The following is a 14,532-nucleotide window of genomic DNA, read 5'->3' as shown; positions in this document are numbered from 1 at the left end:
CAATATTGGAGAACTTTCGAAAAACCCCTCGTAAGATATTCGGAGATCGGGAGAATCACCCAGAAGGGGGCAGCCATGCAGCAGGTAGAGGATGGGCTTGAACACGGCGTCGCTCATGAGAACGCCTTCCGGTAAGGATGTAGGGCCTCAGTCGGAATGAAGAGCGCGAGAATAGTAATCAGCGGGTGAGGTCTGCGACGATCTTACCCGGCGCGTGGCCGGTACGATTGCGCTCGATTGCAGAGGCAAGATCATCGAACCCGACTACCTCGGCGATTGTCGATTGCAAAGTGCCCGCGTCGACCTGCTGAGCGATGGCAGCCAGACGCGAGGTGTCGGGCTTATTCGACAGAAAGACGCCCCGCCGACCATCCGGCGCACGCGATGCGACGTCTGGTGCCGCGATGCTCACGAGCAGGCCGTTAGATGACAACAGCGCCCAAGATGGGTCCAGAACCTTGCCGCCGACCAGATCGACGACGAAGTCGATCTTGCCTGTGAGGTGCTCCAGGGTCTGATGGCGGTAATCGATCACCTCGTCTGCACCCAGGGCTTCCACATGCAGAAGGCTTGTGGTCGAGGCAGTGGCATAGACGAACGCTCCCGCCGATTTGGCGAACTGAACGGCAAAGCCGCCCACCCCGCCAGCCGCACCCTGAATCAGCACCCGCTGTCCAGACAGGTCGAGATCCGCGGCCTGAATGACATGCCAAGCCGTCATAGAGGCCACTGGGATAGCTGCAGCCTGGACGTCAGACAGGCCCTCCGGGGTCTGGACGAGTTTGCCGGCCTCGATGACAAGATGGTCGGCGTAGGCTCCGACGCCACCGAGGGCGGCCATGACCCGATCCCCAGCCTTCACGCCTGTGACGCCGTGGCCGGTCCGAAGCACGACGCCGGCCATTTCGATGCCAAGCGTCGCGGGCAGGGTTAGCTTGAAGCGCTCGCGGAGATAGCCTTCACGGATTTTCCAGTCGATGCCGTTTACTGCGGCGGCCTTGACCGACACCAAGACCTCGCCCGGGCCCGGCTCGGGCGAGGATACCCTATCGACTGTCAGGGATTCGGGCCCGCCATAGGCTTGAAGACGTAAGGCCCGGCCGGTGGCAAGCGGTGTAGTGTTTGGATCGGTGGGTTCGAAATCAGGCGAATTGTTCATGTGGATCTCCTTCTGGGGTGAAAGATATGAGTCCAAAATTTGAGCCACAAGTCGTCGCAATGGGACAGTCCGTCTCGCAGAAGAGACACATCGTCTTCAGGCGTGCCTTTGATTCGGCAGACCGTGGCGCTAGCCACCAGTTGGCATGCTCGACATTGTCTGATTATCTGCTGGTGAAGTGTGCCCCCTTAGGGGATAGGATTCGGGACGAAGTACGCCTCTGAAAGTCTCACTCAGATTGGACGATGTCTGTATTAACCGCTTCTGCAACGCGTTTAGTCTTATTATTAAGCAGTGGGCAATTATGGTCTGAACGACATTCAGGCCCGAAAGCTGCCCTCTCATCATCTGGCGATAAAGGCGGCCAGTTCGTCAGGTGTTCCGTTTGGAAAAGCCTGTTTTAGAAAATCCAGGAACGCGGAGACTTTTGGGCTTAGCAGTCGGCGAGAGGGATACAACGTCCATAAGGCTATCTCGGGACCGTCGAAATCGCCCCAATTCACCAACCTCCCGTCAGTGATATCTTGCGCCACCAACGAGATAGGAAGACGTGCCGCACCGACACCGATACGTGCCGCATCCCTGACCATGATAAGAGATGCGAGACCGAGTACAGGATCGATTGAAATCGAGGAGAGACCATTGGGTGTCTTCAGGCGCCATGTTTGTTGCTCGCCCGCCCCACGTATGACGCCAGGAGCGACAGCATCTTTTGTTGGACGCGGCAGGTCGGGGCTTGCTACGACGACAAGCCGATCCCGAAGAAATGCTCGCCCGATCAGGCTTTCATCAGAATCTGGATTGACCCGAATGACCAGATCGTAACCTTCCTCGATCATGTCGACAGGTCGATCCTCGGATGTGACCTCCAGCCGTACCTCGGGATATTTCAGTGCGAATTGAGCTGCGATTTTACCCATCGCGCTCTGAGAAAAAAGCACAGGCGCACTAATGCGCAGCTTTCCTTTGGGTGTTTGGCCGCCGGATGCGATCGCCGACGTGGTCTCGTCGAGTTCGGCGAGCAATCTCCCTGTCCGCTCGAAAAGCGCACGCCCCTCTTCGGTCAGTTTGAGGTTCCGCGCGCCCCGCTCAAACAGCCGAAGGTCAAGGCTGCTTTCCAACTCTGCGACGCGGCGGGACAGTGTTGCTTTGGGCCTTCCGGTCGCTCTTGCGGCTTTGCCGACCCCCCCGTGGCGGGCGACCAAATTAAAATCAGCAAGCGCAAGAAGATCCATAGGTGTCCCATCAGTGAGATAGTGTGTCCAAATTATCCGTCTATCGCACCGTCAGTGAACCACACACATTGGACATGTCAATCAATTTAACAGGAGAAACCCTATGACTATTCTCGTTACCGGCGCTACAGGCAACATTGGCCGTCAAGTCGTCGAACACCTTGTCAAGCGCGGTGCGGATGTTCGCGCCCTCGCTCGCGACCCATCGAAAGCCACGTTTCCGGACGGTGTGTCCGTCGTCCAGGGTGACTTTCTCGATGTCGATTCGCTACGCACCGCCATGTCCGGCGTTTCCACCTTGTTCCTTTTGAACGCGGTCGTGCCGGACGAATTCACGCAGGCCCTCATCGCGCTGAACGTCGCCCGATCGGCTGGCATCGAGCGCATCGTCTACCTCTCCGTGATCCATGCCGACGTCTACGTGAACGTACCGCATTTCGCTGGCAAGTTCAGCGTCGAGCGAATGATCGAGCAGATGGATTTCAAGGCCACAATCCTCCGTCCGGCCTACTTCATGCAGAACGATCTGATGGTGAAGGACGTCATTACCGGGTACGGCGCTTACACGATGCCGATCGGCCCCAAAGGCCTTGCCATGATCGACGTTCGTGATATCGCCGAAATTGCTGCCCTTGAGCTGCTGCGTCGTGAAAATGCTTCAGAGCCGCTCCCAATCGACCGGATTAACCTTGTCGGCCCACAGGTGTTGACCGGAACGGATATTGCCGCCATCTGGTCAGACGTGCTTGCCCGCTCGATCAACTACGGCGGCGACAACACTGAAGGCTTCGAGCAGAATCTGAAGCAGTTCGTACCAGCCTGGATGGCCTACGACATGCGTCTGATGGGCGAACGATTTATGACCGACGGGATGCTTCCCGAGGCCGGCGATGTGGCGCGCCTGACTGCATTGCTTGGCCGACCTCTGCACCAATACCGCGACTTTGCGCTGGAAACAACTACAACGCAGCGCCGGTAGCGGATTCTGCTGCGGGAATTTCGCACTTAGCCGCCGGCTGCCGGCCCCAGATCGATCAGCGCCTTGATCGGCAGATGATCCGAGGCAATACGCGCCAGCGGCGTGTCATGCGCTTCCACCTCCGAGATGATCCCCTTGCGGTTGGCGATGATGCGGTCGAGGGCGAGGAGCGGCAGGCCGGCGGGGAAGCTGGGGACGGCAGGCGGCAGTTCTCCGAAGGCGGATTGGAAGGTGTTGAGGGACGAGCGGTCGCCGAGCCGCCATTCGTTGAGGTCGCCGAGCAGGATGGTCGGCATCTCCTGCCTGTCGTTGATGAGGTCGACCAGCATTCGGGCCTGCTGGGCTCTGTTATGGCGCAGCAGGCCGAAATGCGCGGCGATGATGCGCAGCACCCCGCCCTCTTCGAGCTCGATTTCGGCGACCAGCGCGCCGCGCGGCTCCAGCCCCGGCAGCTTGACCTGGTGCACGTCATGCACCAGCCCCTTCTTGAAGAGCACGACATTGCCGTGCCAGCCATGCGCCTTGGCCATGCCCGCAATCGGCACCGGGATCAGCCCGGTTTCCCGTTCCAGCCGGCCGAGATCGAGAATGCCGGTGCGCTCGCCGAAGCGCGTATCGGCCTCCTGCAGGGCGATGACGTCGGCACCGATTTCATGAATCACCCGGCTGGTACGCTCCGGATCGAAGCGACGGTCGGTGCCGATGCACTTGTGCACGTTATAGGAGGCGATCAGCGTTCCGGCGCTGCGCGGTCTTGTCTCCGTATAGGCCGGGTCGAGCCGCTTTTTCCTGCTCCTGATCGAAGCGAGAATGCTGGCGGGAAGATTGACTTTTCTGGCGTGCATCGGAAGGCGCAGTCATTCCGTTGATCAAAAAGGGCTTCTCTCCGCAGTATAGGAGGGCAACGGGAACTTGCCATGTCCGATCACAAATAATCCTTCAGAGATAGGGTGAGCCCAGCCATAGCACCTTCTCGAGCAACCGCACCGGGAAGGGTCGCGCCCGCAAACCGTCCAGCGTCACCAGCGTTGCCGATTTCAGGGTTTCCTCGATATGCTCGTCGATCTCGCCGGCAAAACCCTCGTTCAGCACTTCGAGATCGACCTCGAAATTCAGCCTCAGCGAACGCGGATCGAGATTGGAAGAGCCGACATAGGCCCAGGTGCCGTCGATCGTCAGCAGCTTCGAATGGCTGAAGTTGCCGGTCGAGCGCCAGATGCGGCAGTAATTCTTGAGGATCTGATCGAATTGCGCCGTCATCGCCCGGTCGACCAGCACCAGGTTGTTGACTGAGGGAACGACGATATCGACTTCGACGCCGCGCCGCGCAGCCGTCACCAGGGCGCTGATCAGTTCGCGGTCCGGCAGGAAATAGGGCGACATGATGCGGATCGATTGGCGCGCCACGGAAAAAGCGCCCATCAGCATCTTGTGGTTGGTCTCGACGCTGCGATCCGGCCCGGAGGCGACGACGCGCATCAGGATCGGATCGCCGGGGCTGCGCTGCGGCGGTTCGATGCGCCAGGCCTCGCCGTTCAACAGCTCCTGCGTGGAAAAGCGCCAGTCTTCGGCGGCAAGATCGAAAAGGTCGGCAACCACTGGGCCGGTGACGCTGAAATGCGTGTCGTGAGCAAAACTCTCACCCGTCGCCTCCTCGCTGAAACCCGCGCGGATGTTCATTCCGCCTGTCAGCGCGATCTTCCCGTCTCCGATCAGGATCTTGCGGTGGGTGCGCAGATTGGCATAGGGCAGCCGCAAGCCCATGATGACGTTGCCGTTGAAGACGGCGACGGTGACGCCGCCCTCCCGGAGATGGCCGAGAATGCTCGGCACCGAATAACGCGCTCCGACCGCATCGATCAGCACCCGGACCTCGACGCCGCGCTTTACCGCCGCAATCAGCGCATCGGCGATGCGAAGGCCGATGACGTCGCGGTCGAAAATATAGGTTTCAAGCAGGATGCTGCGCGCCGCCTCGTCGATGATCGATTTCATCGCCGCATAGGCCTCGTCGCCGGTCTCCAGCACGTCGATCGTATTGCCTGAGGTCAGCGGATTGCGCGTCACCCGGTCACCGAGCGCCTGCAGCGCCGCAAAGCGGCGGCCGAACTGGCTGATCACCGTCTCGGCCTCGGCATCGAACGTCTCCAACTCGTCGATTTCGGCCGCAAGCAGCAGCGCGTCGCGGCGGATGCTCAGCGATTTGCGGCGGATACGGTTGATGCCGGCAATCGCATAGAGCACCGCACCGATGATCGGCGACAGGATGATGACGCCGACCCAGCCGATCGCCGCACGCACCTCCTCCTTGGTCATGGCAGCATGGATCGCCGCCGCGGCCCCCATGGCGATCGAAACAACAAAGAGGATATGCGGCCAGTAGGTCGACAGGAGATAGAACATCGCTGGCCAATATAGCCGCGAAACGGCAGCGTTCAATCGCGCCGGCTCTCTCCCATGACGCGAAATTTTTCGCGGTGATCATTTTCCAGGCTGGCGAGATCAATCGCGAGGGCAGGAACCATCCCGGCACAGATCGATTGATCCCAAGGAGATGAGGATCGCCATCATGAACATAGCCGCAACCGTCGGTCCTGCCCTGGCGCTCGATGTCGCCGATGCCGACAGCATTGGCGAACTGCGGCATCAGGCCGAAGGCTGCACCCGCTGTGATCTCTACAGGAACGCCACGCAGATCGTCTTCGGCGAAGGGCCGGGGAAAGCCGAGATCGTCCTCGTCGGCGAACAGCCGGGCGATCGGGAGGATCTGACCGGAAAGCCCTTTGTCGGTCCCGCCGGCCAGTTGCTCGATCACTGTCTGGAAGAGGCGGGTCTCGACCGCCAGCGCTGCTATGTCACCAATGCCGTCAAGCACTTCAAGTTCACGCCGCGGGGCAAACGGCGGCTGCATGCAAAACCCAATGCCGGCGAGATCCGGCGTTGCGCCTGGTGGCTCGGCGCCGAGCTCAACATCCTGCAACCGAAACTCGTCGTGGCGCTCGGCGCAAGCGCGGTTTATGCGCTGCTCGGGCCGAAGGTGAAGCTGACGCCGGCGCGCGGCCATATTCTGCAGCCGGCAAACCATTCGCCTGTGCTGGTCACCATCCACCCCTCCTATCTCTTGCGCATTCGCGACGAGGCAGAACGGCACAGGCTGCGGCTGGAGTTCGTGTCAGATCTGCACAAGGCGGCGGAGTTTGGGGCGCGCTGAGCGCCTCTTCTCAACCCTATTATGCTGCATTGCGAAATATTTCCGGTTGTGGGGGCGATTTCGCTTGAAACAGCTCCGTTCATCTGGAACCATCCAGGCAGTATCGCGTTCGAACGACCGCATCATGTGACTGGAGATCAGCGATGGCAGAAACTCGAGACGAGTGGATCAAAAAGCGTGCATATGCCCTCTGGGAAGAAGAGGGCTATCCGACCGGGCGAGAATCCATCCATTGGGAACAGGCACGACACGAGCGCGAAGCGCTCGAAGGCTCTGCTGCCTCTTCCGATGGGAAGGAAGTCAAGCCCAAGGCGAAGCGCAGCGTCGCCGGCAGCAAGACCAACGGCGTCGTGACACCGGCGCCGAAACGGACCGCGAGCCGCAAAACGGCGCTCTGAACCTGAATACCGAGCACTTGGATTAAAAAAGGGCGTCGTCGCGGCGCCCTTTGATGGTTTTCGTCATAAGATTGAATTAGTTGCGCTATATGGAATTTGAAAGGTGGGCTTCCACGCGGGGTGAACAGAGGCCGGATGACGCTGCAAGTTTTGAAGCTTCCCAAAAAAGTTGAGCCCTCGCCCGTTAACCGGGAACCAGAACATACACCGGTTGTTTATGGCGAAACCGGGGAAGTTGCCATGAACGACGGCCAGTCCGATATCCTCTCCGTCCCGCTCGTCGCAGCCAGCGGCCGCTCTTCGACCGCGCTCGTCTAGAGGGATGGAGATGTCGCTCCTCATCATCGCCGCACTGCTCTACCTCGGTCTCGCGCTCGGCTTCATCCTTGTCGTCGACAATCTCGTCGGGCTGATTTTCCGCGATCCCCGCGCACCGGTGCAGCCGCGCTCCTTCGACATTGGCCGTGCCTTCGCTGCATCGCAAAAGCTCTATCGAAAATAACAGGTCGCAGGCATCCTCCCAGCTCGTTTTACGCAAGAGCGGCGCCGTCGAATTCGGGATATTTGCGCATCAGATCCACCTCACTGGTGCAGCTGTCGTCGCGCGCCGTCAGTTCGATCGAGATCGTGTCGGCGGGATCAAGGCGGCCGCTGTCGTGATGGTTGGCACCATCGTGATAGACGGGAATACGCGCGCCGCTCTGGCTGACCAGAACGGCATCCCGCTCGAAACCTCTTTGCAGCAACCAGTCACGCGGCGCCATCAGGCGGATGTCGACCTCGTAGGAGTGCTCCTTGAGGCTGACGGTATAGGTAACCGGTGACACTTGGCCGTTGACGTCGATCGCGCCGTTTCCATCGGCTTTGACGATGTGGTTTTCCATGTTCTCGGCTCCTGTTTGCGGGCGGTTTTCCCATCTGGAATGGAGCGAACGCGGCTTTCGTTCCGATATCCGAGCGACCCTACCGCCGGAACTTTTGGCCTCAGCACCAGTTTGATCCCTTTGCACACCATTGGAGGCGACGATGCCGAGAGGTGACAAATCCGACTATACAGACAAGCAGAAGCGCAAGGCCGAGCACATCGAGGAGGGCTATGAGGATCGCGGCGTCTCCGAGAAAGAGGCTGAGCGGCGTGCCTGGGCGACGGTCAACAAGGAAAGCGGCGGCGGCAATAAATCCGGTTCCGGCCGCGGCAAGACGGATACGCACGGCTCCGCCGAAAAGGGTGGTCACATCGGCGGCGCTGCATCCGCCGCGCGCTCTAAGGAGGAACGGTCAGCTTCGGCGAAGAAGGCGGCCGCGACGCGCAAGCGTCATGAACACCACAGCCACCACTAACAAAAAGGTGCGACTGGCGGTGATCTGCCGCCGGCCGCATCCGACAAAGGATTTTTAGACATGGCCAAGTCGAAGAAAAAATGGTCGCGAGATGTCACTGAACACAGCGATGCCATGGACCTGAAGGAAGGCGTGTTCAAATCGGACGATCCGAAGAAGATCGCCCGCTCCGTCAAGCACTCGGCCGAGGAGAGCCATCGGCGCAAGTCGAGCCCGTTCCGGGCGGCCATGTCGATGCTAACCTTCTACATCAACCGCGCCGGCGACCAGCTGACGAAAAAGCGGCGCGGCACCCTTGAAAAAGCCAAGGACGAACTGCGAAAAGACTTCGATCGTCAACCGAAGAAATGAGCACCATGGCATACGAGCTTTATTATTGGGACGGCCTGCAAGGCCGCGGCGAATTCGTCCGGCTGGCGCTTGAGGAAGCCGGCGCCGACTATGCCGACGTCACCCGCGAGCCTACGCGGGGGACGGACGCCATGTTCGCCCTCATGGATAGCGAAAGCGAACCGCATATTCCCTTCGCCCCGCCTTTCCTGAAGGACGGCGACCTGATTATCCCGCATGTCGCCAACATCCTGTTTTACCTCGGCCCGAAACTCGGCCTTGCGCCTGAGGACGAAGGCCTTCGCCATGTCGCCAACGGGTTGCAGCTCACCATCACCGATTTCGTCGCCGAGGTGCATGATACGCATCACCCGATCGACACGTCGCTTTACTACGAGGATCAGAAGCAAGAGGCGAAAGCCCGCTCCGCCGCCTTCATCCGCGATCGCATTCCGAAATTCCTTGGTTATTTCGAGCGTGTTCTGCGGCAGAACCCTGACGGCCTCGACCATATTGTGGGAAATGCGCTCACCTATGTCGACCTCTCGCTCTTCCAGATAATCGAGGGCTTGACCTATGCGTTTCCGAAAGCCATGGCGAAGCGCAAGGCGGAATACCCGGCACTGCTCGCCCTGCATGATCGAGTGGAAAAGCGTCCGAACATCGCCCGCTATCTCGCTTCGCCTCGCCGCTTGGCCTTCAACGAGGACGGGATTTTCCGGCATTATCCCGAGCTCGACAGCGCGGGGTGAGTGAAGAGCGGTTCATTCCAGCGGCATGGCCGCATCGAAGAAATCGCCCCATGGGTCCTTCGGCCGGGTCTTCAATTGCTGCGGCACGTTGGCAAGCGTGAAGGCGGCCGGGCCGCTGACTTCGTTCAAATCAGACCAATCGAGCGGCATCGAAACCGGAGCCCCCAGTCGTGCCCGCGTCGAATAGGCCGCGACCGCCGTGCTGCCGCGGCCGTTGCGGAGATAATCGATATAGATGTGCCCGCTGCGTTTGGCCTTCGTCGCGGTCGACAGATATTTTTCCGGCGCGTCAGCCGACATGCTTTCTGCAAGTGAATGGGCAAAATCCTTCACCTCGGCCCAGCCGGCCTTCGCCGCGAGCGGCGACACAACATGCAGCCCCTTGCCTCCTGATGTCTTGACGAAGGCAGCCAAACCATGGGCCTCCAGCCGTGCCTTCACGTCAAGCGCTGCCGAAATCACCGCGCTCCAGGCGATATCCTCGCCGGGATCGAGGTCCATGGTGATCATATCCGGCCTTTCCCAATGATCGGTCGTTACGCCCCAGGGGTGAATTTCGAGCACGGCCGATTGCACCAGCGCCACCAGGCCGTTGAAATCGACGATGCGCAGCAGCTTTTCACCGTCCATATCCTGCGGATCGGCGATCTCCTCGATATGTGGATTCATGCCCTTCCAGGCATGTTTCTGGAAAAACCGCTGGTGGCCCTTTATTCCGTCCGGCAAACGCAGCAGCGCCAGGGGCCGATTGACGAGATAAGGCGCCATGAATGGCCAGACCGCCGCATAATAGTCCGCGAGCGCCTGCTTGGTCACACCCTCGTCCGGCCAATAGAGCCGGTCGGGATGGGTCAGGACTACGTCCGATGCCGGCGAATTTCTGGGGCTCATTCCTCGATCTCGCGTGTGAGAAAATCAAGTAGCCTGTTTTCCTCGGCCCGCAAGCCCCGCAGCGGCGCGTTGCTGCTCTCGATCAGCGGATGATCATTGCCGGCGAGCGCGATGATCGCCGGATGGATATAGCTCGAGCGCGAGATCGCCGGCGTGTTGTGCAGTGCCTCTGCCGAGGCCTCCGACATCTGCTTTACCGTCGGCCTGGAACCACAGACAATCGCCTCGCGCGCCGCTCCGAAGGCCGCCAGCGACCCTGCCCAGGTGCGGAAGGTCTTCGCGGAAATCGGGATTCCCGATATCTCGGCCAGATAGGCGTTCAGCCGGCCGGAATCGATCGGCTTCAGCGCAGCGTTTTCATCCTTCCAGACGAAAAGCTGGCGGCCGGGCAGGTCCGCGATCTCCTCCAGGATCTTCTGCAGCCTGGGATGTTTGAGACTGCGCTGGACGCGCTTGCCGCCCTTGGCGCGGAATTTCAGCTCGATCTGCCCGTCGACGATCTTCAAGTGCCGCTTGAGCAGCGTCGTTGCGCCATAGGTGCCGTTTTCCCTGACATAGGCCTGGTTGCCGACGCGCAAGTGCGCCTCGTCGAGCAGCGTCGTCAGGGCCGCCAGCACGCCGTTGACATCCTCGGTGCCGGTGTCGAGATGGCGCAGCACAGTGCGGCGTATCTTCGGCAGCGCCCGGCCGAACTCGATCAGCTGATGGAATTTCCCGGCACTGCGGAAAGACTGCCATTCCTTGTGATAGCGATATTGCTTGCGCCCGCGCGCATCAATGCCCGTCGCCTGCAGATGGCCGTTTTCGTAGAGGCAGATCCAGACATTCTCATAGGCCGGCGGCAGACCAAGCGCGCCGATGCGCGCCCGCTGCAATTCATCGGCAAGCGTCGTGCCGTCGGGCATCACATAGCTGAAGCCCTTGCCCTTCCTTCGTCTGCGGATGCCTGGTTCGGTATCGCTGACATAGACGAGACCAAGTTCGGTGATGGCTTCGGCATTCATCTTCTCTGCGACCTGCTACTTGCTCCTGCGACCGAACTGGAACCAGCGGCGGCGCTGGGCCTTGGTCGCCCCCTCCGGCGGTTGGGTCTGGCCTGTCGGCGCAAAGACGGCGACGCTCTGGGCATAGACGATGACCGGATTGTCTTGCTCGTGCACCTCGAAGGCGTTGGTCTCTGTCCCGGTGTCGAGGATCCGCGACCAGTGTTCCAGCCCGTTCACCTCGGGCAGGTATATTTCGCAATCGCCGCCGGCATTGAAGACTAGGAAAAGGTCGTCCATCACCTCGGTTTCCGGTGCAAGTGCGCTCCTTGAGAGATAGACGCCGAGCACTTGCAACCCGTCGTCGTTCCAGGCGTCGTCATCCATGAAGTTGCCGTCCGGCTTGTACCATGCGATCTCGATGCGCCCGTCCTCGCTGGTCTCGCCGGTCAGGAACCGCTCCTGCCGCAGGACCGGATGCGCCTTGCGGAAGGCGACGGCCTGCCGGCAAAAATCGAGGAAGGGATCGTCGAGCCCATCCCAGCCCGTCCAGCCGATTTCATTGTCCTGGCAATAGGCATTGTTGTTGCCGCCCTGGCTATTGCCGAGCTCGTCGCCGGCGAGAATCATCGGCACGCCTTGGGAGAGCATCAGCGTCGCAATCATGTTGCGCCGGCGCCGCGCCCGCGCGACATTGATTTCGGCATTGTCGGTTGCGCCTTCGGCGCCCATATTGTCGGAATGATTGTCCGAATGGCCGTCGCGGTTGTCCTCGCCATTCGCCTCATTGTGCTTGTCGTCGAAGGACACAGTATCCGTCAGCGTGAAGCCGTCATGGGCCGACAGGAGATTGATCGAAGAGGTGGCGCCCCGATCGGAATGATTGAACTGCGGCGCCGAGCCGGTGACGCGCGCCGCCACCTCCGACACCATGCCACCATCGCCCTTCCAGAAACGGCGCACGTCGTCGCGAAACTTGTCGTTCCACTCACGGAAGGGATGCGGGAAGCCCCCGACCTGGTAGCCGCCCTCGCCGATATCCCAGGGTTCGGCGATCAGCTTGACGCCTGAGAGAATCGGATCCTGCCGGATCGCGCCGAAGAAGCCACCCTGGCGGTCGAATTCCAGGTCCTGCCGTCCGAGCGTGCTGGCGAGATCGAAGCGGAAGCCGTCGATATGCATGACGCCCACCCAGTAGCGCAGGCTGTCGAGCACCATGCGCATCACCATCGGATGGGCGACATTCAGCGTATTGCCGGTGCCAGTCGTATCGAAAGTATGGCGGGGATCGTCGGGCGAGAGAATGTAGTAGCTGGCATTGTCGAGCCCGCGGAAGGACAATGTCGGTCCTTTCTCGCTGCCCTCGGCGGTGTGGTTGTAGACCACATCCATGATGACCTCGATGCCGGCGGCATGGAACTTCCGCACCATGGTCTTGATCTCGGTGATCTTGTCGCCGGACATGTAGCGCGATTGCGGCGCGAAGAAGCCGAGCGTCTGGTAGCCCCAATAGTTCTTGAGGTTGTTTTCGAGGAGATAACGATCATCGAGGAAATACTGGATCGGCAAAAGCTCGATCGCTGAGATGCCGAGCTTGACGAGATGGTCGATGATCGGATCGCTGCACATGCCGAGAAAGGTGCCGCGCAGTCGGTCCGGCACTTTCGGATGCGTCATCGTCAGGCCGCGCACATGCGCCTCATAGATGATGGTGTCGGGCCAGGGCCTGCGGATCGCCTCTTCACCCGCCCAATCGAAGTCCGGATCCTGCACCACGCCCTTGACCGTGAAGGGCGCGCTGTCGCGATCGTCGAAGGAAAGGTCGTCCTCGCCGATCTGATAGCCGAACAGCGCGTCGTCCCATTGCAAGTCGCCCGTTACCTGCTTGGCATAGGGGTCGAGCAGAAGCTTGTTGGCATTGAAACGATGGCCGGCGTTGGGGTCATAGGGGCCATGGGCGCGATAGCCGTAGACGGTGCCCGGCCCGACCCCGGCGACATACCCGGACCAGATGTCGCCCTCGCGTTTCGGTAGCGGCATCCGGGCGATTTCATTTTTTCCATCGGGGGAGAAGAGGCAGAGCTCTATCTGTTCCGCATGAGCCGAGAAAACGGCGAAATGGGTACCGGAACCCGTATACTCTGCCCCCAGCTCCGGCTTGAGGAAGTCGAGTTCCGAAAATGAAAAGCTCATGATGCCCCGCTCAATGAAAAGACCAAGCGGGAAACGTAATGGCGGTTCTAAAGTTCCCTCATGAATGGGAAAAGGCAACGGTGTTGCCGGCCGGAGGGTGCGCTTACGGCATCAACTGGCCGCCATTCACCTCGATGATCTGGCCGGTGATGTAGCCGGACAGCGTCGGCGAGGCGAGGAAGAGATAGGCGCCGACGCAATTCTCCGATGTGCCGACGAAACCCATCGGGATCGACTTGCGCTGCAGTTCCATCTGCTCGTCATTGGTATAACGCTCGTGGAACGGCGTGGCGATGACTCCAGGCGCCACGGCATTGACGCGGATCCTGTCGGCGACGAATTCCTTGGCGTGGCCGCGGGTGATCGTCGAGACGAAGCCCTTCGATGCCGCATAGAGGATCGCCCCGTTGCCGCCGCCATTGCGGGCGGCGATCGAGGTGGTGTTGATGATGAAGCCACCCTGTTTTTTCAGCCACGGATGGGCTGCCCGCGTTGCCGCCAGCACCGAGCGCGCGTTGAGATCCATCACCGCGGCATAATGCGCGTCGGTATATTCCGAGGTCGGCTTGCGCCCCAGCATGCCGCCGGCATTGTTGATAAGCCCGTCGAGATGGCCGAAGGTTTTTGCCGTCTCCTCGACGACACGTTCGGTCTCGCCTTCCCGCGACACGTCGCCCTGGATCAGATGCACGGTGCCGCCGGCACTCCTGATCTCCTCGGCAAGCGCCTCCGCGGGCTCGCGGCTGGCATTGTAGTGGATGCCGACCTTGGCGCCCTGCGCTGCAAAGGCGCGGGCGAGCGCCGCCCCGATGCCGGTCGAGGCGCCGGTGATCAGCACGGCCTTGCCGGAGAGATCCGGCAGTTTGATCGATGCGAGCGATTGCGCAAGTTCTACCATGGCTAAGACAGTCTCCCGAAAAACCAAGGACATAGGTGATGAAACAGATTGGGGAAGTCTATCAGCCGAAATCGGCGAAGGGCAATGCACGAAAGCGGGAGACTTGTATCGCCCGTAGGCGGGCAGAACGATCTTTCCGGCAGCCGTCGTTGCCGACGGCCG

Annotated in this window: 17 protein-coding genes; 8 read left to right on the top strand and 9 right to left on the bottom strand. The window is 60.5% G+C overall.

What is annotated here, in order from left to right; all coding sequences use genetic code 11:
* Positions 1–178 precede the first annotated feature (178 nt).
* Together HJB84_RS08080 and HJB84_RS08075 are read right to left on the bottom strand one after the other, a co-directional pair.
* On the bottom strand, positions 179–1,159 hold the full coding sequence (locus HJB84_RS08080; protein ID WP_207585569.1) for an NADP-dependent oxidoreductase: 981 nt from the start codon (positions 1,157–1,159) through the stop codon (positions 179–181).
* 344 nt (positions 1,160–1,503) lie between these two features.
* Positions 1,504–2,394, bottom strand: a complete 891-nt coding sequence (locus HJB84_RS08075; protein ID WP_221115664.1) for a LysR family transcriptional regulator — start codon at positions 2,392–2,394, stop codon at positions 1,504–1,506.
* A 103-nt stretch (positions 2,395–2,497) separates the two neighbouring features.
* Between HJB84_RS08075 and HJB84_RS08070 the strand changes: the two genes are divergently transcribed.
* Positions 2,498–3,373, top strand: a complete 876-nt coding sequence (locus HJB84_RS08070; protein WP_207585567.1) for an SDR family oxidoreductase — start codon at positions 2,498–2,500, stop codon at positions 3,371–3,373.
* Between the two features lie 26 nt (positions 3,374–3,399).
* On the opposite strand, the gene HJB84_RS08065 is transcribed toward HJB84_RS08070, so the two are convergent.
* Positions 3,400–4,218: an endonuclease/exonuclease/phosphatase family protein gene (locus tag HJB84_RS08065; protein WP_207585566.1), complete on the bottom strand. Its 819-nt coding sequence runs from the start codon at positions 4,216–4,218 to the stop codon at positions 3,400–3,402.
* A 94-nt stretch (positions 4,219–4,312) separates the two neighbouring features.
* Positions 4,313–5,776 carry a phosphatidylserine/phosphatidylglycerophosphate/cardiolipin synthase family protein gene (locus HJB84_RS08060; protein WP_221115722.1) on the bottom strand — a complete coding sequence of 488 codons (1,464 nt, stop codon included), beginning with the start codon at positions 5,774–5,776 and terminating at the stop codon, positions 4,313–4,315.
* Positions 5,777–5,942: 166 nt separating this feature from the next.
* On the opposite strand from HJB84_RS08060, the gene HJB84_RS08055 reads away from it, so the two are divergent.
* From HJB84_RS08055 to HJB84_RS08040, 4 genes are all read left to right on the top strand, one after another.
* Positions 5,943–6,584 (top strand): UdgX family uracil-DNA binding protein, encoded by a 642-nt coding sequence (locus HJB84_RS08055; protein WP_221115663.1) that lies wholly within the window; start codon positions 5,943–5,945, stop codon positions 6,582–6,584.
* 143 nt (positions 6,585–6,727) lie between these two features.
* The gene (locus HJB84_RS08050; RefSeq protein WP_003574663.1) at positions 6,728–6,982 is read left to right on the top strand and encodes a DUF2934 domain-containing protein; all 255 of its coding nucleotides are present in this window, start codon (positions 6,728–6,730) and stop codon (positions 6,980–6,982) included.
* A gap of 135 nt (positions 6,983–7,117) precedes the next feature.
* On the top strand, positions 7,118–7,300 hold the full coding sequence (locus tag HJB84_RS08045; protein WP_207585564.1) for a hypothetical protein: 183 nt from the start codon (positions 7,118–7,120) through the stop codon (positions 7,298–7,300).
* A gap of 10 nt (positions 7,301–7,310) precedes the next feature.
* Entirely contained in the window at positions 7,311–7,484 is a 174-nt protein-coding gene (locus HJB84_RS08040) for a hypothetical protein (RefSeq protein WP_207585563.1), read from the top strand.
* A gap of 28 nt (positions 7,485–7,512) precedes the next feature.
* Here the strand turns inward: HJB84_RS08040 and HJB84_RS08035 are convergent, their stop codons facing one another.
* Positions 7,513–7,866, bottom strand: a complete 354-nt coding sequence (locus HJB84_RS08035; protein WP_207585562.1) for a hypothetical protein — start codon at positions 7,864–7,866, stop codon at positions 7,513–7,515.
* Positions 7,867–8,008: 142 nt separating this feature from the next.
* Between HJB84_RS08035 and HJB84_RS08030 the strand changes: the two genes are divergently transcribed.
* From HJB84_RS08030 to HJB84_RS08020, 3 genes are read left to right on the top strand one after another with little or no spacing between them, the layout of a single operon-like run.
* A complete protein-coding gene (locus tag HJB84_RS08030; RefSeq protein ID WP_221115662.1) occupies positions 8,009–8,323 on the top strand; it encodes a plasmid stabilization protein in 315 nt (104 codons plus the stop codon).
* A gap of 60 nt (positions 8,324–8,383) precedes the next feature.
* Positions 8,384–8,674: a DUF3175 domain-containing protein gene (locus HJB84_RS08025; protein WP_221115661.1), complete on the top strand. Its 291-nt coding sequence runs from the start codon at positions 8,384–8,386 to the stop codon at positions 8,672–8,674.
* Between the two features lie 5 nt (positions 8,675–8,679).
* The gene (locus HJB84_RS08020) at positions 8,680–9,405 is read left to right on the top strand and encodes a glutathione S-transferase (protein WP_221115660.1); all 726 of its coding nucleotides are present in this window, start codon (positions 8,680–8,682) and stop codon (positions 9,403–9,405) included.
* 12 nt (positions 9,406–9,417) lie between these two features.
* Here the strand turns inward: HJB84_RS08020 and ligD are convergent, their stop codons facing one another.
* The 4 genes from ligD to HJB84_RS08000 all read right to left on the bottom strand — a co-directional run bounded on the left by ligD (position 9,418) and on the right by HJB84_RS08000 (position 14,370).
* A complete protein-coding gene (ligD, locus tag HJB84_RS08015; protein WP_221115659.1) occupies positions 9,418–10,296 on the bottom strand; it encodes a non-homologous end-joining DNA ligase in 879 nt (292 codons plus the stop codon).
* Positions 10,293–11,300, bottom strand: coding sequence for a DNA topoisomerase IB (locus HJB84_RS08010; RefSeq protein ID WP_221115658.1), 1,008 nt, complete (start codon positions 11,298–11,300; stop codon positions 10,293–10,295). Before HJB84_RS08010 ends, ligD begins: the two co-directional genes overlap by 4 nt.
* Before the next feature lie 15 nt (positions 11,301–11,315).
* Positions 11,316–13,472, bottom strand: coding sequence for a glycogen debranching protein GlgX (glgX, locus tag HJB84_RS08005; RefSeq protein ID WP_221115657.1), 2,157 nt, complete (start codon positions 13,470–13,472; stop codon positions 11,316–11,318).
* A 103-nt stretch (positions 13,473–13,575) separates the two neighbouring features.
* The gene (locus HJB84_RS08000; RefSeq protein WP_221115656.1) at positions 13,576–14,370 is read right to left on the bottom strand and encodes an SDR family NAD(P)-dependent oxidoreductase; all 795 of its coding nucleotides are present in this window, start codon (positions 14,368–14,370) and stop codon (positions 13,576–13,578) included.
* Between the last annotated feature and the right edge of the window lie 162 nt (positions 14,371–14,532).

It is taken from the genome of Rhizobium sp. NZLR1b (assembly GCF_019685155.1).
Lineage (GTDB): Bacteria > Pseudomonadota > Alphaproteobacteria > Rhizobiales > Rhizobiaceae > Rhizobium.
The sequence above is the reverse complement of the archived record's forward strand: the minus strand, read 5'-3'. Positions and strand labels throughout refer to the sequence as shown.